The organism is Streptomyces sp., from assembly GCF_019510245.1.
Classification (GTDB): Bacteria; Actinomycetota; Actinomycetes; order Streptomycetales; family Streptomycetaceae; genus Streptomyces.
This window is the reverse complement of record NZ_JAEKKT010000142.1, coordinates 75,892-93,774: the sequence shown is the minus strand read 5'-3', so window position 1 is coordinate 93,774 and position 17,883 is coordinate 75,892. Positions and strand designations below refer to the sequence as shown.

The following is a 17,883-nucleotide window of genomic DNA, read 5'->3' as shown; positions in this document are numbered from 1 at the left end:
CCCGGGGTTACGCGAACTGGCCGGGGCGGTAGTCGCCGGCCGGCTGCCGGAACATGACGTTGAGCCGGTTGTAGGCGTTGATCAGGGCGATCGTCGCCACCAGCGCGACGAGTTCCTCTTCGGTGTAGTGCTTGGCCGCGTTCTCCCACACCTCGTCGGGGACCCCGCCCGCGGCGTCGGCGATCCGGGTGCCCTGCTCGGACAGTTCCAGGGCGGCGCGCTCGGCCTCGGTGAAGACGGTCGCCTCGCGCCAGGCGCCGACCATGTGGAGGCGCTGCTGGGTCTCGCCGGCCTCGGCCGCGTCCTTGGTGTGCATGTCGAGGCAGAAGCCGCAGCCGTTGATCTGGCTGGCACGGATCTTGACCAGCTCCAGGGTGGCGGCGGGGATCGACGTCCCCTCGGCGGCCTTGCCCGCGCCGTTGAAGGCCTTGATCAGCTTGTTGGCGACGGGGATGGCGAAGAGGTTCAGACGGGCTTCCATGGGGCGCTCCCTGTGGCGTGGCTCAGTGGGGTACGCACCTACGACGGAGCGGGTTCGCCGAATGTGACACGTTTGCTGGATTTGCTTTGGCGGGCTCCTCCCCGCACCCGTGAAGGGGCGCTCCAGCGGGCGCTTCCTTCAGGTGCACCACCACAAGAACCGGTTGCACGTCTGGCTCGGGGACGGGGCCGGGGACGGGTCGGACGTCGTCGGGTCGGCCGTGGGGGTCGAGGCCGTCGTGGTGGTCGGGGTCGCCGCCGGGGCCGTCACCGCGCCCGAACCCGCCGTCGCCGACTGGGCGTCCATGTCCTTCGGGGACGCCGAGGGGGAGCCGGACGCCTTGTCCTTCGAGGAGGAGGGGGACGGGGAGGTGGAGGGGCCGGCCGAGGCGGAGCTCGTCGCGCCCGCCGCGCCGGAGGCGTCGTCCAGGGGCTGGGCCGTGGTGCCGGGGGACGACGTCGACGTCCCGCCGTCGGCCGTGTCGCCGCCCGCCGAGGCCGGGCCGGGGCTGGTGAACGGTATGGCGTCCGAGCCGAGTTCGGCGAGGCTCAGGCCGCCCGCCGCCAGCACGCAGGCCGCGGCCACCAGGAGGACCCTGCGGCGGCGTCGGCGATGGGCCGCGGCCTTGCGGTCGCGACGGCTTCCGTCAGGGGCCGACAGCGGCTCCTCCGGGTCCTCGGCGGTCTGCCCCCGGCCCCGGCCGCCACGCCCGCGCGCCGCCCGCCGCCGCTCGGCCCGGCCGCCCGCCGGCGCTCCGTCGGCCGCGGCGTCCTCGTCACTCTCGTCGCCCTCCGGGCCGGGGCCGTACCCGCCGTCGGCGAACTCCGGCTCCGTGTACGGCGTTTCACCGCGCGTGACCGGTTCGGAGGTGGCCGCCTCCGGCGCTGACGCGCGTAGCGTTTCGGCGGCGGTCCCGCACCCCGGGCAGGCGAGGGCGCCGTTGAGGTGCCGTCGGCACGGGTGGCAGTAGTCCATGACGCGGGAAGACTAAGTTCCCCACGAGTCACTTAACCAGCCACCTCTGTGAAGGTTCTGTGGGGGACCGAAAAACGTATCGCAAGCCTTGCCGAAACCGTTACCTGTTCGACCCATTGACACCCCTGCCGCCCCGTCCTTACTGTCACGCCAGCATTTCGAACGTGTGACGAAATCTCGAACAGCTGAGGGGCAACTGCCGTGCGCATCACCGGAATCAGCACACACGTGGTCGGGACGCCGTGGCGCAACCTGACCTACGTCCAGGTGCACACCGACGAGGGGATCACCGGAGTCGGCGAGACCCGGATGCTCGGTCACACCGACGCGCTGATCGGCTATCTGCGAGAGGCCGAGGCCAACCACATTCTCGGTTCGGACCCGTTCGCAGTGGAAGACCTGGTACGCCGGATGAAGTACGGCGACTACGGCCGGGCGGGTGAAATCGTCATGTCCGGGATCGCCGTGATCGAGACGGCCTGCTGGGACATCAAGGGCAAGGCGCTGGGCGTGCCCGTGTGGCAGCTGCTCGGCGGGAAGGTGACCGACAAGGTCAAGGCGTACGCCAACGGCTGGTACACCACCGAGCGGACGCCGGAGGCCTACCACAAGGCCGCGCAGGGGGTGATGGAGCGCGGGTACAAGGCGCTGAAGATCGACCCGTTCGGCACCGGGCACTTCGAGCTGGACCACGAGCAGACCCTGTACGCCGTGTCGCTCATCGAGGCCGTCCGGGACGCCATCGGGCCGGACGCCGAGCTGATGCTGGAGATGCACGGCCGGTTCTCGCCCTCCACCGCGGTACGGCTCGTGCGCGAGCTCGCGCCCTTCAAGCCGGCCTGGCTGGAGGAGCCGTGCCCGCCGGAGAACCTGAAGGCGCTGGAGAAGGTCGCCGCCAAGGTGGACATCCCGGTCGCCACCGGTGAGCGCATCCACGACCGCATCGAGTTCCGCGAGCTCTTCGAGAGCCAGGCGGTCGACATCATCCAGCCGGACGTCGGCCACATCGGCGGCATCTGGGAGACCCGCAAGCTCGCCGCCACCGCCGAGACGCACTACGTGCTGGTCGCCCCGCACAACGTCGGCGGCTCCGTGCTGACCGCCGCCTCCCTCCAGGTCGGGTTCACCTCCCCGAACTTCAAGATCCTGGAGCACTTCAACGACTTCGCCGACGCCGAGATCAAGAAGGTCGTCAGGGGCGCGCCGGAGGTCGTGGACGGCTACTTCCACCTGTCGGACGCGCCGGGGCTCGGGGTCGAGTTCGACGCCGACGCCGCCGCGGAGTTCCCGCAGCAGCAGGCCCGGTTCGACCTGTGGGCCGAGGGCTGGGAGCAGCGCAAGCCGAAGGGCACGAAGTGAGCTCCCAGGTCGTCGTCGAGGCGCCGGGCGCCCACCGGGTCGAGGAGCACACGCCCCGCGAGCCGGGTCCCGGCGAGGCGCTGGTCGCCGTGCACGCGGTCGGGATTTGCGGAAGCGACCGTGAGGTGTACCAGGGGAACCGGCCCGAGGGGTACGTGCGCTACCCGTTGACGCCGGGCCACGAGTGGTCCGGGACGGTACGGGCGGTCGGCGCCGGAGTGCCGGCCTCGCTCGTCGGCCGCAAGGTGGTCGGCGAGGGGTTCCGGAACTGCCAGGTGTGCGACCGCTGTCACGCCGGGGAGACCACCCTGTGCACCGACGGCTACGAGGAGACCGGCTTCACCCAGCCGGGCGCCATGGCCGCCACCCTCACCCTCCCGGCCCGGCTGCTGCACGCCCTTCCGGACGACGCCGACCTGACGGCCGCGGCCCTGCTGGAGCCGGCCGCCTGCATCGCGGCCGCCGCGCTCAAGGGCAACGCCCAGCCGGGCGAGCGGGTCGCGGTGGTCGGCACGGGGACGCTCGGGATGTTCGCCGTGCAGTTCCTGCACGCGATCTCGCCGGGCGAGCTGCTGGTGGTCGGCACGCGGAACGACCGGGAGGCCCTCTCCCGCCAGTTCGGCGCCACCGACTTCCGTACCAAGGACCAGGAGCTCCCCGACGACTTCGACGTGGTCATCGAGACCGCCGGGTCCGCGTCCGCCGCGCGCACCGCCGCCTCCCTGCTCAGGCGCGGCGGACGCCTGGTCCTGACCGGGATCCCGGCCGCGGGCGCCGACGGCCTGGACCCGACCGATCTCGTCGTACGGCAACTGGAGGTGCACACCGTCTTCGGGGCACCGCCGGACGCCTGGTCGCACACGGTCCGCGTCTTCGGGGCCGGCCTCCTCGACCCGCTGCCGCTGGTCACGCACGAGCTGCCGCTGACCGAGTTCCCGCAGGCCATCGAGCTGGTGGGGGCCGGTGATCCGAAGGTGGGCAAGGTGCTGCTCCGCCCCTAGTCGTACGCCGGTCGCGGCGGGCCCTGACCTCGCCGTGGCCGGCGTACCACCAAGCCCTTTCTCTGCCCCGAGCCGCGAACCTTGTCCGAAATACCGAACACGAAGGACAGCTTGTGACGACCGACGCTTCCGTTACGGCGGCCCGCCGACCCGGTGAGCAGGCGCTCGCCGCCCTCGGCCTGGGCGCGCCCGCCCTCGACCCCGCCGACGCCTCCGCCCACAGCTTCCCGGGCGGCGGGAAGTGGCGCACCGAGATCCCCTCCTGCGAGGGCCCCGAGGCGCTGGCCGTCGTCCTCAAGGAGTCCTCACGGCTCGACGTGCCGATCCACCGGATCAGCCAGGGCAGCGGGGTGTGGATGCTCACCGACGCCGAGATCACCGAGATGGTCGAGGCGACGAACGAACGGGACATCGAGCTCTGCCTGTTCACCGGCCCGCGCGGCACCTGGGACATCGGCGGCTCGGTGCGCTCCGACTCGCGGGGGGCCGGACTGCGTGCCCGCGGCCACGACGCCGTCGCCGGCTGTGTCGAGGACGCGGTCCGGGCGACGGAGCTGGGCGTCAAGTGTCTGCTGGTCGCCGACGAGGGCGTGCTGTGGACGCTGCACCGGGCCCGGCAGGCGGGGATCATCCCGGCCGACACGACCCTGAAGGTCTCGGCGCTGGTCGGTCCCGTCAACCCGGCCTCGTACGCCGTCTTCGAGCATCTGGGCGCCGACTCCATCAACGTGCCGAGCGATCTGACGCTCGATCACCTCACCGAGATCCGGCGGGTGTCGGGTGCCCCCATGGACATGTACATCGAGGCCCCCGACGACCTCGGCGGCTACGTCCGGATGTACGAGGTCGCCGAGCTGATCCGGCGCGGCGCGCCGGTGTACCTGAAGTTCGGCCTGTCCAAGGCCCCCGGCATCTACCCGTGGGGCAACCACCTGCGGGAGGTGACCCTCAGCACCGCCAAGGAGCGGGTGCGGCGGGGGCGGCTCGCGCTGGACCTGCTGGCGCGGCACGGGGCGGACGGGGAGATGGCGCCGCTGGGGTCGCGGTTGCCGGGTTCTCTCCGCCGGTTCCCCGTCGAGGGTGCCGCTGAATGAGCGTCGGGGACTGCGGGCCGTCAGTGGCTGGTCGCGCAGTTCCCCGCGCCCCCTACGGGGCGCTCCACCGACCTTGCTTGAAACCTCTCAACGACGAGAAGAACAGGGACCGATCACCATGCGTACTCGCAGAAGCGCCCTCACCCTCATAGCCGGGGCCGCCTCGCTCGCTCTGACGCTGTCCGCCTGCGGACAGAGCAGTGAGGGCGGCAGCAAGGAGGGCAGCGGCAGCGCCAAGGGCGGCACGATCGGCATCGCGATGCCGACCAAGTCCTCCGAGCGTTGGATCGCGGACGGCAAGAACGTCGTCAAGGACCTGCAGTCCAAGGGCTACAAGACCAAGCTGGTCTACGGCGAGGACGACCCGGACACCCAGGTCTCCCAGATCGAGAACCTGATCACGCAGGGTGTCAAGGGCCTGATCATCGCGGCCATCGACAACAAGTCCCTGAACAACGTGCTCCAGGAGGCCGCGGACGCCAACATCCCGGTCATCGCCTACGACCGGCTGATCCTCGGCACGAAGAACGTCGACTACTACGCGTCCTTCGACAACGAGAAGGTCGGCGTCGAGCAGGGCACGTACATCGTGCACAAGCTGGGCCTGGACAGCGGCAAGAAGGGCCCGTTCAACATCGAGCTGTTCGCCGGCTCCAACGACGACAACAACACCAAGTACTTCTTCAACGGCGCGATGAGCGTGCTCCAGCCGTACATCGACAAGAAGCAGCTGGTGGTCAAGTCCGGCCAGACCGCGCTCAACAAGGTCACCACGCTCCGCTGGGACGGTGCCACCGCGCAGTCCCGCATGGAGGACATCCTCACCTCGTCCTACAAGTCCGCCAAGGTCGACGCGGTGCTCTCGCCGTACGACGGCATCTCGATCGGCATCATCGCCGCGCTGAAGTCGGACGGCTACGGCTCCAGCAGCCAGCCGCTGCCCGTCATCACGGGGCAGGACGCCGAGCTGGCCTCGGTGAAGTCGATCATCGCGGGTGAGCAGACGCAGACCGTCTACAAGGACACCCGGCAGCTCGCCAAGGTCGCCGCGACCATGGTCGACGACGTCCTGAACAAGAAGACCCCGCAGGTCAACGACACCAAGACGTACGACAACGGGTCCAAGGTCGTCCCCGCCTACCTGCTGCAGCCGGTGAGCGTCGACAAGTCCAACTACGAGGAAGTCCTCGTCAAGGGCGGTTACTACACCGACGCCGAGCTCAAGTGACGTCCGTCCCCCACACGTTGTCCTACTGATTGGAAGGCACGACCATGGCGGGACCCGTCCTGGAAATGCGCTCGATCGTCAAGACCTTTCCCGGCGTCAAGGCGCTGTCGGACGTCACGCTGACCGTCCGCCAGGGCGAGGTCCACGCCATCTGCGGGGAGAACGGCGCCGGCAAGTCGACCCTGATGAAGGTCCTCTCCGGCGTCCACCCGCACGGCAGTTACGAGGGGGACATCCTCTTCGAGGGTGAGCTCTGCAAGTTCGGTGACATCCGGGCGAGCGAGCAGCGCGGCATCGTCATCATCCACCAGGAGCTGGCGCTGTCGCCGTACCTCTCGCTGGCGGAGAACATCTTCCTCGGCAACGAACACGCCAAGGGCGGGTTCATCGACTGGCGGGAGACCCTGCGTCACGCCACCGAACTGCTGCGCCGGGTCGGTCTCGACGACCACCCGGAGACCCGCGTCACCGACATCGGCGTGGGCAAGCAGCAGCTGGTGGAGATCGCGAAGGCGCTGTCGAAGAAGGTGAAGCTGCTCATCCTGGACGAGCCGACCGCGGCTCTGAACGACGAGGACAGCGGCAAACTCCTCGATCTGATCCTGGAGTTGAAGAACCAGGGCATCACCTCGATCATCATCTCGCACAAGCTCAACGAGATCCGCCGGGTCGCCGACTCGGTGACGATCATCCGGGACGGCCACTCCATCGAGACCCTCGACGTGAAGTCGAAGGAGACGACGGAGGAGCGGATCATCGCTGGCATGGTCGGCCGCGACCTGGACCACCGCTTCCCGGAGCGGACCGCGTACGAGGGCGAGACGGACGCGGCGCCGGCCCTGGAGATCCGCAACTGGACCGTGCGGCACCCGATCGACCACGAGCGCAAGGTCGTCGACGACGTGTCGATCCACGTCCGGCGCGGCGAGATCGTCGGCATCGCGGGCCTGATGGGCGCCGGCCGCACCGAGCTCGCGATGAACGTCTTCGGGCGGACCTACGGCCGCTACGACGGCGGCACGGTCCTCAAGGACGGCACGGAGATCCGTACCAAGTCGGTCGCCGAGGCGGTCCGGCACGGCATCGCGTACGTCACCGAGGACCGCAAGCACTACGGCCTCAACCTCATCGACACCATCAACCGCAACATCTCGCTGACCGCGCTGAACAAGGTCGCCAAGCGCGGGATCGTGGACGAGCACGAGGAGCGGCAGGTCTCCGAGGGCTACCGCAAGTCCATGAACATCAAGGCGCCGACGGTCTTCGAGCCGGTGGGCAAGCTGTCGGGCGGCAACCAGCAGAAGGTCGTCCTCAGCAAGTGGATCTTCGCCGGTCCGGACGTGCTGATCCTCGACGAGCCGACCCGCGGCATCGACGTCGGCGCCAAGTACGAGATCTACACGGTCATCGACCAGCTCGCCGCCCAGGGCAAGGCGGTCGTCTTCATCTCCTCCGAGCTGCCCGAACTGCTCGGCATGTGCGACCGCATCTACACCATGGCCGCGGGCCGTCTGACCGGTGAGGTGCCCAGGGCCGAGGCCACGCAGGAAGTGCTGATGCGCCATATGACGAAGGACAAAGAGGTAACGCGATGAGCACGGATGTCACCGCCAAGAGCCCGGCGCCCGCGCCGCCGGGCAAGAGCGGATCGGCCGCCGACGGGAACCTGCTCCAGCTGGTCCTCGGCGGGCTGCGCCGCAACATGCGCCAGTACGGCATGCTGATCGCGCTCGGCCTGATCGTCGCCCTGTTCGCGGTGTGGACGGACGGCGACCTGCTGCTGCCGCGCAACGTCTCCAACCTGGTCCTCCAGAACAGCTACATCCTGATCCTGGCCATCGGCATGATGATGGTGATCATCGCCGGGCACATCGACCTCTCGGTCGGCTCGCTGACCGCGTTCGTGGGCGCCTTCGCGGCCGTGCTGACGGTCAACCACGGGGTGGCCTGGCCCATCGCGCTGGTCCTGTGCCTGGTGATGGGCGCCGTGGCCGGCTCGCTGCAAGGGTTCCTGATCGCCTACCTGGGCATACCGTCGTTCATCGTCACCCTCGCCGGGATGCTGCTCTTCCGCGGTCTCACCGAGATCCTGCTCCAGGGCCAGACCATCGGCCCGTTCCCGAACGGGCTGCAGAACCTGGGCAACGGCTTCCTCCCCGAGGTCGGCCCTAACACCAACTACCACAACATCACGCTGCTGCTGGGCATCGTGCTGATCGCCGCCGTGGTCTGGCAGGAGTTCCGGGACCGGCGCCGCCAGCAGGAGTTCGCGCTGGAGGTGCCGCCCACCCGGCTGTTCCTGCTGAAGCTGACCGCGCTGGTCGCCGCCATCCTCGTCATGACCATGCTGCTGGCCAGCTACAAGGGCGCCCCGATCATCCTGATCGTGCTCGGCGCGCTGGTCGTCGGCTACGGCTACGTGATGCGCAACGCGGTCTTCGGCCGGCACATCTACGCCATCGGCGGCAACCTGCCGGCGGCCAAGCTGTCCGGCGTCAAGGACAAGAAGGTCTCCTTCTACGTCTTCCTGAACATGGGCGTGCTCGCGGCCCTGGCCGGGCTGGTGGTAGCGGCCCGGCTGAACGCGGCCTCGCCGAAGGCGGGCGACGGCTTCGAACTGGAGGCGATCGCCTCCTCGTTCATCGGCGGCGCCTCCATGAGCGGCGGTGTCGGCACCATCCTCGGTGCCATCATCGGCGGTCTCGTCCTCGGCGTGCTGAACAACGGCATGAACCTCCTCAGCGTCGGCACCGACTGGCAGCAGGTCATCAAGGGCCTCGCCCTCCTCGCGGCGGTCGGCTTCGACGTGTGGAACAAGCGCAAGTCCGGTTCGTAAGTCAGCGACGACGCTCCGCTGGAAGGCCGAACAAAAGCTGCGGGCCGGTGGGGGCTGGTCGCGCCCGCGCGGCGGCAGCCGCCTCTTCGGCACGGCCCCGCGCCCCTACGGGGCGCGGGTTCCAGCGGGCGCCTTCAACTCTCTTTTCAAGGAGCCGCTAGATGGAACTGAACAGACGCACGGTCATCGCGGGAGCCGCGGCCGCGGGCATCGCCGCCACCACCCTCGGCACGGGGAGTGCCGAGGCCGCCCCGGGAGGCAGGAAGCCGGTGAAGGAGCTCTTCGGCACGCTCGCCGACGGGACCAAGGTCTACCGCTGGTCCCTGGAGAACGGCGGCACCCGCCTCAAGGTCCTCTCCTACGGCGGCATCATCCAGTCCCTGGAGATCCCGGACCGGCACGGCAGGTACGCCAACGTGTCGCTCGGCTACGACAACCTCGCCGCGTACGTCGCCGGGACCACCTTCTTCGGCGCGACCATCGGCCGGTACGGGAACCGGATCGCCAAGGGTCAGTTCACCCTCGACGGCAAGACCTACCAGCTCTCCGTCAACGACGGCGTCAACAGCCTGCACGGCGGTGCCAAGGGCTTCAACACGAAGGTCTGGGACATCGAGGGCTTCACCTCGGGCTCGGACGTCGGCCTGCACCTCCACTACACGAGCGTCGACGGCGAGATGGGCTACCCGGGCACCCTGAAGACGAAGGTGACCTTCACCCTCAACCGGCACGGCGAGTGGATCATCGACTACCGGGCCACCACCGACAAGGCCACCGTGGTCAACCTCACCAACCACACCTACTGGAACCTCGCCGGTGAGGGCAACGGCACGATCGAGGACCACGAGCTGACGATCGCCGCCGGCCGCTACACACCCACCGACTCGGGTCTGATCCCGACGGGCGAGCTGGCCACGGTCGCCGGCACCCCCTTCGACTTCCGCAAGGGCAAGCCGGTCGGCCGGGACATCCGCGCGGGTCACCCCCAGCAGGTGCAGGCCAAGGGCTTCGACCACAACTGGGTCCTCGACAAGGGTGTCACGGCCAGGCCCGAGCACATCGCCACGCTGCGCGACCCGCGCTCCGGCCGCACCCTGAAGATCGCCACGGACCAGCCGGGTCTGCAGTTCTACTCGGGCAACTTCCTCGACGGCACCCTCATCGGCACCTCCGGCCGCACCTACCGGCAGGGCGACGGGCTGTGCCTGGAGACCCAGCACTTCCCGGACTCGCCGAACCACGCGAACTTCCCGTCGACGGTGCTGCGACCGGGACAGGTCTACCGGACGCGGACGGTCCATTCGTTCGACGCCTGAGGCGCGTGGGCGCGGCCGGTAAGGGGCTGGTCGCGCCCACGCCGGGGAAGAAACGTGAACTCACACTTCTTTCACACTGGCTGAACAACGCCGCAGGCGCATCCGTACTCAAGGGCGGCCCGTGCTCCCCCGCGCGGGCCGCCCAAGACGACGGGCCCGGACGTCCCCATCGGGCCCGCCTCATACGGAGGTTCAATGGCCGGCAGCGTCACCTCGTTGTTCCGCAGCGGTGCCCACAGCCCGTCCATGGCGGCGCTGACCCGCGAGGGGGGCGACGGAACCGGTCCGGTCGACTTCTGCATTCCCTGCAACCCCTACTTCCCCACCCCGGCCATGATGGAAACGATGGCGTCCCGGCTGAAGGACATCATCACCTTCTACCCGAGCAGCGCCGACACCATCACCGCCGAGCTGTGCCAGCTCCTCCAGCTCCCCCCGCAGGCCGTGGCCATGGGCAACGGGTCCACCGAGCTGATCACCTGGATCGACCACCTGCTGGTCCGCGAGTCCCTCGCCGTCCCCGTCCCCACCTTCGGCCGCTGGACCGACCAGCCGATGGAGACCGGCAAGCGCGTCGACATGTTCCCGCTCCAGGAGTCCAACGGCTTCGCGCTCGACCTCGCGCAGTACGCCGAGTTCATCCGCAAGCGCGGCACCAGGGTCGCCGTCATCTGCAACCCCAACAACCCCGACGGCGGCTTCCTGCACAAGCAGGCGCTGGTGCAGTTCATGGACGCCATGGCCGACCTGGACCTGATCGTCGTCGACGAGTCGTTCCTGGAGTTCGCCGACGCCGAGGCCGAGCCCAGCGTCGTCCAGGAGGCGATGCTCCGGCCGAACGTCATCGTGCTGCGCAGCCTCGGCAAGAACTTCGGCCTGCACGGCATCCGGTTCGGCTACATGGTGGCCAACCCCGCGCTGGCCGGCAAGGTCCGCTCGATGCTCCCGAAGTGGAACCTCAACGCGCTCGCCGAGTACGTCGTCTTCATGCTCAAGGAGCACGGCGTCGAGTACGCGCAGAGCCTGCTCCAGGTCCGCAAGGACCGCCTGGAGATGGCCAGCCAGCTCGCCACCCTGCCCGGCCTGACGGTCTACCCCTCGCAGGGCAACTTCCTCTTCGTGCGCCTTCCCGTCGGCGCCGAGGGCACCGTGGTGCGGGACCGGATGCTCACCGAGCACCGGATCCTGGTCCGCGAGTGCGGTAACAAGATCGGGTCTTCCAGCCGCTTCCTGCGTCTCGTGGTGCGCCCCGAAGTGGACGTGCGTCGCCTGGTGTCCGCCATGGAACAGGTGCTCTACGGGACCAGGAGGGGAGCCGCCGTGCCCGAGCTGAGCGCCGGGACCAGCTACAGCTCGGGTACGGCGGCGGTGGACCGGCTGGTGAGCGAGACCAACGGGGCGGGCATCCAGCTCGCGCAGGCCGTCGGCGCGGGGCCCCTCCCGGGACTCGCCGCCGCTCCCGCCGCCGGCGTCGGCATGCCGCTCCCCGTCGCCGCGCAGCAGGGTGGCGCCGGGATGCCGATGCCGGCGGCAGCCATGCAGATGCAGCAGCCTCAGCAGATGCAGCAGCCGATGATGGCACCGGTGACTCCGATGACACCGGCGCCGGCACCGATGCCCATGCAGATGCCGACACCCGTCCCCGCGCCGACACCGGTGCCTGCTCCGGCCCCGGCTCCGATACCTGCTCCGGCTCCCGCGCCGGCCGGTCCGACGCCGCCCGGGGTCCCCGCGCGGGGTGGTCTCACGGCCGCGCAGGTCCGCGGGATGACCGCGCCCGCCCCACCGGTCCCGAACCTGGCGCCGGCACCGGCCACCGGCTGGCCGAACGCCCAGAGCTGGCCCAACGCGGCGGGGATGGGGCAGGCGGGCTGACTCCAGCCGGCCGACTCGACGGGTGGCAACCCCGCCATCGGCCGACCTGCCCCCCTCACTGAAGCAGCGTCAGGCGCTCGACCCAGTCACATCGGTCGGGCGCCTGACGAGTTCGCGGGGCGACCGTGCGGCAGACCTGGCTCACCGGGGCCCGACCTGCCGCAGTCCAGGGTGAACTCGCCGCGGTCGCTGTGGAACAGGCAGGTGGTGTGGGTCTTTCCGCGGGCCGACAGGCCGCCGGCCAGGCCGTGTTCCGTGAGCACGCGCACGGAGTGGGCGGCGAGGTGTCCGGCGCGGGACCGGCCCTCCACCGCGGCGCGGTCGCGCCGCTCCAGGATCACGCAGTCGACGCCCCGGTCCAGCAGCAGGTTCCCCAGAACGAGCCCGGCCGGACCGGCGCCGACGATCACCACGCCGGCCTGTGCTGTTGTCATTCCCCGCCCCGCCCCTGGAGTTGCCAGCGCCGGGAAACGGGGGAAACGGCACGGTGCCCGTCCGCATCGAACGCGAACGGGCACCGGATCGAGCGCCGGGCAGGCCTTGCACCTGCATTTCCCCACAGGAAGCGGGGCGTCTTTCCTTGGACCACCAACGCAGCACCAACCACCGTGAGTTACGGCGACCAGCTCTGAAACGATCATACCGTACGCCGCACGCCTCCCTGCACGTCGCCCGTGCTCCCGCCCTCATCGAGCTTGCTGACCAGACCGCGCAGCACGGGCCCGTACTCGGGGTGGGCGAGGGCGAAGGCCATCTGCGCGACGAGGTAGTCGGCCGGGTTGCCGGTGTCGTACCAGCGGCCCTGGATGACCTGGCCGTACACGGCCCGGCTGCCGGCGTAGGCGTTGATGGCGTCGGTCAGGTACACCTCGCCGGTGCGGTGCTCGTACCAGCGGCGGGTCTGCTCGCGCAGCTCGTCGATGATGCCGGGGGTGACGACGTAGCCGCCGATGGCCGCGTACGGCGACGGCGCGTCGGCCGGCGCGGGCTTCTCGACGAGGCCGGTGATGCGCAGCTGGCCGTCGCCGAGGTCCTCCTTGACTATGGGCACGCCGTAGCGCTGGGAGTCGGCGGGGTCCATCGGCAGCAGGGCCAGCACCGGGCAGCCGGTCTGCTCGTAGGCGCGGATCAGCTGCTGGGCGCGGGGCACCTCGGCGACGAACACGTCGTCGGGCCAGAGCACGAGGACGGGCTCGTCGCCGAAGGAGCGGGCGGCGTTCAGCACGGGCGTGCCGTTGCCGTACGGCCCGTACTGGTCGAGGTAGGTGATGTGCCCCTTGCGGGCCAGCTCGGCGACCTCCTCGACGGCGTCCGCGTAGGCGGTCTTCCCGTCGGCGCGCAGCTGCTCGACGAGGGCCGGGTTGGGCCGGAAGTGGTCCTGGATCAGGCTCTTGCCGCCCGAGACGACGATGGTGATGTCGGTGATCCCGGAGTCCACCAGCTCCCGCACGGTGTGCTCGATGACCGGTTTGTCACCGACCGGGAGCATCTCCTTCGGCGTGGCCTTGGTCAGGGGCAGCAGGCGGGAGCCCAGCCCGGCGGCGGGGATCACGGCCCTGCGGATCGTCGGGGACATCAGGTCTCTCTCGGTCGGACGGCGTGGCACACGGGTACGGGGACGCTATCAACGCAGGCTGTGCGGCCGGGAGAACGTGGGCTGCCGGGGACGCTTCGTCCGGGTGACGTGCGGGTGACACCTCGGCGGCGTCCTCACCGACTCGAGCGGCGTCGCCAACATCACCACGATCTACCCGGGCTGGTACCGGGGCCGGTGCGTGCACATCCACGTGAAGGTCCACACGGGCGTCACCCTCACCTCCGACGGCTCCTTCACCGGCGGTTCGACCCTGCACACGGGACAGCTCTTCATCAACGAGACCATCACCACGGCGGTCGCCAAGGTCTCGCCCTACTCGACCAACACGGTCACCCGCACGACCCTCGCGCAGGACGGGATCCACGACGACGGAGGCGCCCCCTCGGGCCTCATGACCGTCACCGGCTCCACGTCCGCCGGCTACACCGGCACCCTCACCCTGGGCGTCTCGACCTGACACCCCCGGGGCCCGCTCAGGGACTGCGACGCAGCGGCAGGTCCACCTCGGCCCGTACGGTCTTGCCCGGTGCGCCGTCGCAGTCCCGCTCCAGCACCTCCCACCGATCGGCCAGCGCGTCCACGAGCACGAGCCCGCGCCCCCCGGCGTCCAGCGGCCCCGGCGGCCGCACGTCCCGGGGGCCGGGCGGCCGCCGTTCGGCCCGCGTGTCGGTGACCTCGACCCGCACGCTCCCCGTCACCAGCGAGAGCCGCAGCTCGAAGTCCCGCCCCGGCACGCGCCCGTGCGTCACGGCGTTCGCGGCCAGCTCCGCGACGATCACCGACACCTTGTCGATCACCTCCGCCGACGCGAACCGGCCACCCCACGCATGGAGTTGGGCAACGGCGAGATGCCTCGCGAGCCGGGCACCCCGCGGGGTGCCGCTGAGCCGCTGGGCGAGTGTTCGACTGACGGTGACGGTGGTGGGGGGTGCGTCCATGCGCCCAATGTGCCGCGCGCAACGGCCGGTTCTCCAGGTACCGGCCGCGTACTCCCCGCACGCGTACTCGGTGACCTACTGGACTGTACTGATCACCTTCCGTGACCATGGGTCCGGGAGGTGGCCTACGTGGGCGACGGAGTCGAGCCGGAGTCGTCGGACAGTCTGCGGACTTTCGGGGCGGTGGTCCAGGCCTTGCGCGAGCACGCGGGGCTCAGCAGGGAGGAGTTCGGCGAGCGGGTGCAGTTCTCGAAACATACGGTGGCGTCAGTGGAGTTGGGCCGCCGCATGCCGGACGAGTCCTTCGTGGAGGCGGCGGAACAGGCCCTGGGCAACACGGGGGCCTTACGGCGGGCGGCGGGGCATGTGGCTCGGCAGCCGGGACTTGCGGCTTGGTTTCGGCGGTGGGCGCGGATGGAGGCGTCGGCGATCACGCTGTACACCTACGAGAGTCGCATGCTGCCGGGACTTCTCCAGACGAAGGCCTACGTGGATGCGCTGTCCGCGGCTCAGCTACCGCCCCTGGACGACGCGGAGATCGAGGAGCGGTGGGCTGCGCGAGCGGAACGCCAGAAGCTGCTACGGGAACGGGCGAACACCGCCTTCAGCTTCATCCTCGAAGAGCACCTGTTCCTCCGACGCACAGGGGGCCCTGAAGTCACACGGAATCTCATCGACCACGTCCTGGAGGTCGCCGAGCTCCGGAACGTCGAGATCCAGGTCATGCCTCTCGTCCAGGAGGCACACTCGGGCCTACAAGGTCCGATCTGCCTGCTGGAAACCCCCGAGAACAGGTGGTACGCCTACAACGAGGGCCAGGAAAGCGGGCAGTTGATCTCCGACCCGAAAGTGGTCAGCGTTCTCCAGAGGCGGTATGCCAGGATGCGTTCGCAGGCTCTCACCATCCAGGACTCCGTGAGCCTGTTGCAACGGATGCGAGGGGACTTATGAACACGTCCGACCTGGCCTGGTTCAAGAGCAGCTACAGCAGCGCTTCCGGCGACAACTGCATCGAAGTCGCCCTCACCTGGCACAAGTCGAACTACAGCAGCGGATCCGGCGATAACTGCGTCGAGGTCGCCACCTGCCCCACCACCATCCACATCCGCGACTCCAAGAACCGCCGGGGCCCCGAGCTCGCCCTCTCCCCCGCCGCCTGGACCGACTTCCTCACGTACGCCGGAAAGTGACCGTGGGGCCGCCCGCTTCTCTTTCATCGTCGTGCCTCCACGACCCGAGTAAAGGGCGCTGCGCGTCGCCTTCGGCGATGGGCCTGCGGCCCACCCTTGACACGGGTCGTTCCACCACGGGGAAGAAGCGAGCGGGCAGCCCGGGAAAGTGGGCGGCTCAGGCCAACGGGCCCCACGGTCGGCTGCGTACGCGGCCGGCGTGAAGGGACGCGATCGCGCCTCACCGGCACGCCGGGACGGCCAAGCGGCGAACGGCCGGTGGTGAGTGGCCGAAAGGCAGGGCCGGAGCCATCGGCTCCGCATCGGCCATGCTCCCTCCCACCCCGTCCGGAGTGGTGACAGGAGGATGTGTGCCAGGCAGGGAAGTGTTCACCAAACCCCCCGTGGCGCCGGAACGGCGGGGGCCCAGCCGGGCATTACGGTGCGGCCGCCACCGGCCGTTCGCCGCTTTGCCCGCCCGGCGTGCCTGCGAGGCGCGGCCGCGCCCCGGCGTCGATGCGGGCTCGGCCGACGGCTGGGAACGCCCCGGTCGGCCCCCGTTCCCCTCCGGCCGCCCGCACGCTTCTCCCCCGTGCTGGAGCGCGCCGAGTCAAGGGTGGGCCGCAGGCCCATCGCCGAAGGCGGCGCGCAGCGCCCTTTACTCGGGGCGCGGAAGCACGACACTGGCCGCAGAAGCGGGCGGCCCGACGGTGCCTCTACAACGGACGCGCGCACACACTTCGCACACCTGACCTACACATCTCCTGAACGGCGTGATTGGATCCCGGTACCGCGAGACGACCGGGGGGATCCAGCCATGTCCAGACGCCTTTTCGCCGTGTTCCTGGCGCTGAGCGCCGCCGCCCTCACCTCGTGCTCCGACGGCGGGGGCACGGCCCTGGGGGGCAGCCTGCAGACCTACGGCATCTCCGGGTTCGACCACGCCCAGGTCGGCGACGAGTACTGGGTGAGCCTGCCGCAGATGTCCAACACGTCGGGGGAGCCGCTCACCGTCCTGAGCGGGAAGATCGCCCACGTGCCGGCCGGGCTGCACATCACGGGGTACCGGATCAACAGCTCCGGCGGCGGCGGTCATCCCCTGGGGCCGATACGCGTCGGCGACGCGGAGGCCGTCGACCGTGCCGGCGCCCACAAGGGCAGTTCGATTCCGGTCAAGGCGCACGACACGTCGGACCTGTACTACGAGGCCCGGGTCAAGGTGACCGGCACGGTGCGCGGTGACCTGACCACCTGCCGCTACACGTATCGGCAGGGCTCCACCACGTATCACCAGGACCTGCGCTGCGACACCCGGATCCGCCTCGGCAAGCCCCTCGACGGCTAGTCGAACCGCTTCCAGTTCCCCTCGGAGACGACCTCGACGCCGTCGTCGGTCACCTTGACGGCCGTCTGGGCGTCGATGGCGTACGCCGGACCCGCCATCCCGGCGGCCCAGCGTTCCGCCTCGGCCAGGGTGTTCTGCGGGCAGTCGGGGCTGCCCACGTGCGGGAAGAGGGAGAAGTCGACGACTCCCAGCGCGCTGTCGTCGCCGGTGGGGGGCTCCCAGCCCACGAAGAACTTCCCCACGCGGGGGGTCAGCGCCATGCTCCCGGCACTGAGCCCCACATAGACCGTGTCACGCAGCGACGGGAACAGGTCGGCGAGTCCGGACTCCCGCATCCAGTGGCACAGGTACAGCGCGTCGCCGCCGTTCACCAGCAGGGCGTCCGCCGCCCGGACCCAGGAGACCCAGCACTCCCTGTCGATGCCGGGCAGTGCGGTGAGCTCCAGCACGCCCACCGACCGCCATCCCAGCCCGGTCATGGGACTGGGGGACCGGCCGCTGATGAAACTCCATGGCCCGCCCGGATCCCCGTACGGGCCCCCGTACCCGGCGGTGGGGATGCAGAGGGCGTCGGCCTCGGCGATCGGTTTGCCGAGGAGGTCGACCAGCGCCGCCCGGATGCTTTCGTTCCGGACACCGGAGTCGGTGAGGAGCAGCTTCATCAAGCCC

16 protein-coding genes and 2 pseudogenes are annotated in these 17,883 nt (G+C 69.9%); 12 read left to right on the top strand and 6 right to left on the bottom strand.

What is annotated here, in order from left to right:
* Nucleotides 1-7: 7 nt before the first annotated feature.
* Nucleotides 8-481: a carboxymuconolactone decarboxylase family protein gene (locus tag JF597_RS23900; protein WP_293998225.1), complete on the bottom strand. Its 474-nt coding sequence runs from the start codon at nucleotides 479-481 to the stop codon at nucleotides 8-10.
* Nucleotides 482-619: 138 nt separating this feature from the next.
* Nucleotides 620-1,456 (bottom strand): hypothetical protein, encoded by an 837-nt coding sequence (locus tag JF597_RS23895; protein WP_293998223.1) that lies wholly within the window; start codon nucleotides 1,454-1,456, stop codon nucleotides 620-622.
* 201 nt (nucleotides 1,457-1,657) lie between these two features.
* Between JF597_RS23895 and JF597_RS23890 the strand changes: the two genes are divergently transcribed.
* The 8 genes from JF597_RS23890 to JF597_RS23855 all read left to right on the top strand — a co-directional run bounded on the left by JF597_RS23890 (nucleotide 1,658) and on the right by JF597_RS23855 (nucleotide 12,165).
* A complete protein-coding gene (locus JF597_RS23890) occupies nucleotides 1,658-2,815 on the top strand; it encodes a mandelate racemase/muconate lactonizing enzyme family protein (protein ID WP_293998220.1) in 1,158 nt (385 codons plus the stop codon).
* Entirely contained in the window at nucleotides 2,812-3,816 is a 1,005-nt protein-coding gene (locus tag JF597_RS23885; protein WP_293998218.1) for an alcohol dehydrogenase catalytic domain-containing protein, read from the top strand. The genes JF597_RS23890 and JF597_RS23885 overlap by 4 nt, the downstream gene beginning before the upstream one ends.
* Before the next feature lie 113 nt (nucleotides 3,817-3,929).
* Nucleotides 3,930-4,910: a hypothetical protein gene (locus JF597_RS23880; protein ID WP_293998216.1), complete on the top strand. Its 981-nt coding sequence runs from the start codon at nucleotides 3,930-3,932 to the stop codon at nucleotides 4,908-4,910.
* A gap of 118 nt (nucleotides 4,911-5,028) precedes the next feature.
* Nucleotides 5,029-6,138 carry a multiple monosaccharide ABC transporter substrate-binding protein gene (gene chvE / locus JF597_RS23875; RefSeq protein ID WP_293998214.1) on the top strand — a complete coding sequence of 370 codons (1,110 nt, stop codon included), beginning with the start codon at nucleotides 5,029-5,031 and terminating at the stop codon, nucleotides 6,136-6,138.
* A 44-nt stretch (nucleotides 6,139-6,182) separates the two neighbouring features.
* On the top strand, nucleotides 6,183-7,733 hold the full coding sequence (gene mmsA / locus JF597_RS23870) for a multiple monosaccharide ABC transporter ATP-binding protein (RefSeq protein WP_293998211.1): 1,551 nt from the start codon (nucleotides 6,183-6,185) through the stop codon (nucleotides 7,731-7,733).
* Complete coding sequence (gene mmsB / locus JF597_RS23865) at nucleotides 7,730-8,974, top strand: multiple monosaccharide ABC transporter permease (protein WP_293998208.1); 1,245 nt, start codon at nucleotides 7,730-7,732, stop codon at nucleotides 8,972-8,974. The genes mmsA and mmsB overlap by 4 nt, the downstream gene beginning before the upstream one ends.
* 161 nt (nucleotides 8,975-9,135) lie before the next feature.
* Nucleotides 9,136-10,290, top strand: coding sequence for an aldose epimerase family protein (locus JF597_RS23860; protein WP_293998206.1), 1,155 nt, complete (start codon nucleotides 9,136-9,138; stop codon nucleotides 10,288-10,290).
* 195 nt (nucleotides 10,291-10,485) lie between these two features.
* Nucleotides 10,486-12,165 carry a histidinol-phosphate transaminase gene (locus tag JF597_RS23855; RefSeq protein ID WP_293998204.1) on the top strand — a complete coding sequence of 560 codons (1,680 nt, stop codon included), beginning with the start codon at nucleotides 10,486-10,488 and terminating at the stop codon, nucleotides 12,163-12,165.
* A gap of 140 nt (nucleotides 12,166-12,305) precedes the next feature.
* Here the strand turns inward: JF597_RS23855 and JF597_RS23850 are convergent.
* Together JF597_RS23850 and JF597_RS23845 are read right to left on the bottom strand one after the other, a co-directional pair.
* Nucleotides 12,306-12,599, bottom strand: a pseudogene (locus JF597_RS23850) (FAD-dependent monooxygenase); the annotation flags it as partial.
* Between the two features lie 203 nt (nucleotides 12,600-12,802).
* Entirely contained in the window at nucleotides 12,803-13,741 is a 939-nt protein-coding gene (locus tag JF597_RS23845; protein WP_293998201.1) for a UTP--glucose-1-phosphate uridylyltransferase, read from the bottom strand.
* A gap of 124 nt (nucleotides 13,742-13,865) precedes the next feature.
* On the opposite strand from JF597_RS23845, the pseudogene JF597_RS23840 reads away from it, so the two are divergent.
* Nucleotides 13,866-14,219: pseudogene (locus JF597_RS23840) on the top strand (protocatechuate dioxygenase); the annotation flags it as partial.
* 16 nt (nucleotides 14,220-14,235) lie between these two features.
* On the opposite strand, the gene JF597_RS23835 reads toward JF597_RS23840, so the two are convergent.
* Complete coding sequence (locus JF597_RS23835; RefSeq protein ID WP_293998198.1) at nucleotides 14,236-14,700, bottom strand: ATP-binding protein; 465 nt, start codon at nucleotides 14,698-14,700, stop codon at nucleotides 14,236-14,238.
* 129 nt (nucleotides 14,701-14,829) lie between these two features.
* Between JF597_RS23835 and JF597_RS23830 the strand changes: the two genes are divergently transcribed.
* The 3 genes from JF597_RS23830 to JF597_RS23820 all read left to right on the top strand — a co-directional run bounded on the left by JF597_RS23830 (nucleotide 14,830) and on the right by JF597_RS23820 (nucleotide 17,214).
* A complete protein-coding gene (locus JF597_RS23830) occupies nucleotides 14,830-15,651 on the top strand; it encodes a helix-turn-helix transcriptional regulator (RefSeq protein ID WP_293998196.1) in 822 nt (273 codons plus the stop codon).
* Entirely contained in the window at nucleotides 15,648-15,890 is a 243-nt protein-coding gene (locus JF597_RS23825; protein WP_293998190.1) for a DUF397 domain-containing protein, read from the top strand. Before JF597_RS23830 ends, JF597_RS23825 begins: the two co-directional genes overlap by 4 nt.
* 796 nt (nucleotides 15,891-16,686) lie before the next feature.
* On the top strand, nucleotides 16,687-17,214 hold the full coding sequence (locus tag JF597_RS23820; protein WP_293998187.1) for a hypothetical protein: 528 nt from the start codon (nucleotides 16,687-16,689) through the stop codon (nucleotides 17,212-17,214).
* Here the strand turns inward: JF597_RS23820 and JF597_RS23815 are convergent.
* Nucleotides 17,211-17,876: a Type 1 glutamine amidotransferase-like domain-containing protein gene (locus tag JF597_RS23815; RefSeq protein WP_293998184.1), complete on the bottom strand. Its 666-nt coding sequence runs from the start codon at nucleotides 17,874-17,876 to the stop codon at nucleotides 17,211-17,213. The genes JF597_RS23820 and JF597_RS23815 overlap by 4 nt on opposite strands.
* Nucleotides 17,877-17,883: the final 7 nt, after the last annotated feature.

Coding starts and splice junctions, on each gene's coding strand:
- JF597_RS23900 (WP_293998225.1), bottom strand. CDS start 481: ATGGAAGCCCGTCTGAACCTCTTCGCCATCCCCGTCGCCAACAAGCTG.
- JF597_RS23895 (WP_293998223.1), bottom strand. CDS start 1,456: ATGGACTACTGCCACCCGTGCCGACGGCACCTCAACGGCGCCCTCGCC.
- chvE (WP_293998214.1), top strand. CDS start 5,029: ATGCGTACTCGCAGAAGCGCCCTCACCCTCATAGCCGGGGCCGCCTCG.
- mmsA (WP_293998211.1), top strand. CDS start 6,183: ATGGCGGGACCCGTCCTGGAAATGCGCTCGATCGTCAAGACCTTTCCC.
- mmsB (WP_293998208.1), top strand. CDS start 7,730: ATGAGCACGGATGTCACCGCCAAGAGCCCGGCGCCCGCGCCGCCGGGC.
- JF597_RS23860 (WP_293998206.1), top strand. CDS start 9,136: ATGGAACTGAACAGACGCACGGTCATCGCGGGAGCCGCGGCCGCGGGC.
- JF597_RS23855 (WP_293998204.1), top strand. CDS start 10,486: ATGGCCGGCAGCGTCACCTCGTTGTTCCGCAGCGGTGCCCACAGCCCG.
- JF597_RS23845 (WP_293998201.1), bottom strand. CDS start 13,741: ATGTCCCCGACGATCCGCAGGGCCGTGATCCCCGCCGCCGGGCTGGGC.
- JF597_RS23835 (WP_293998198.1), bottom strand. CDS start 14,700: ATGGACGCACCCCCCACCACCGTCACCGTCAGTCGAACACTCGCCCAG.
- JF597_RS23825 (WP_293998190.1), top strand. CDS start 15,648: ATGAACACGTCCGACCTGGCCTGGTTCAAGAGCAGCTACAGCAGCGCT.
- JF597_RS23820 (WP_293998187.1), top strand. CDS start 16,687: ATGTCCAGACGCCTTTTCGCCGTGTTCCTGGCGCTGAGCGCCGCCGCC.
- JF597_RS23815 (WP_293998184.1), bottom strand. CDS start 17,876: ATGAAGCTGCTCCTCACCGACTCCGGTGTCCGGAACGAAAGCATCCGG.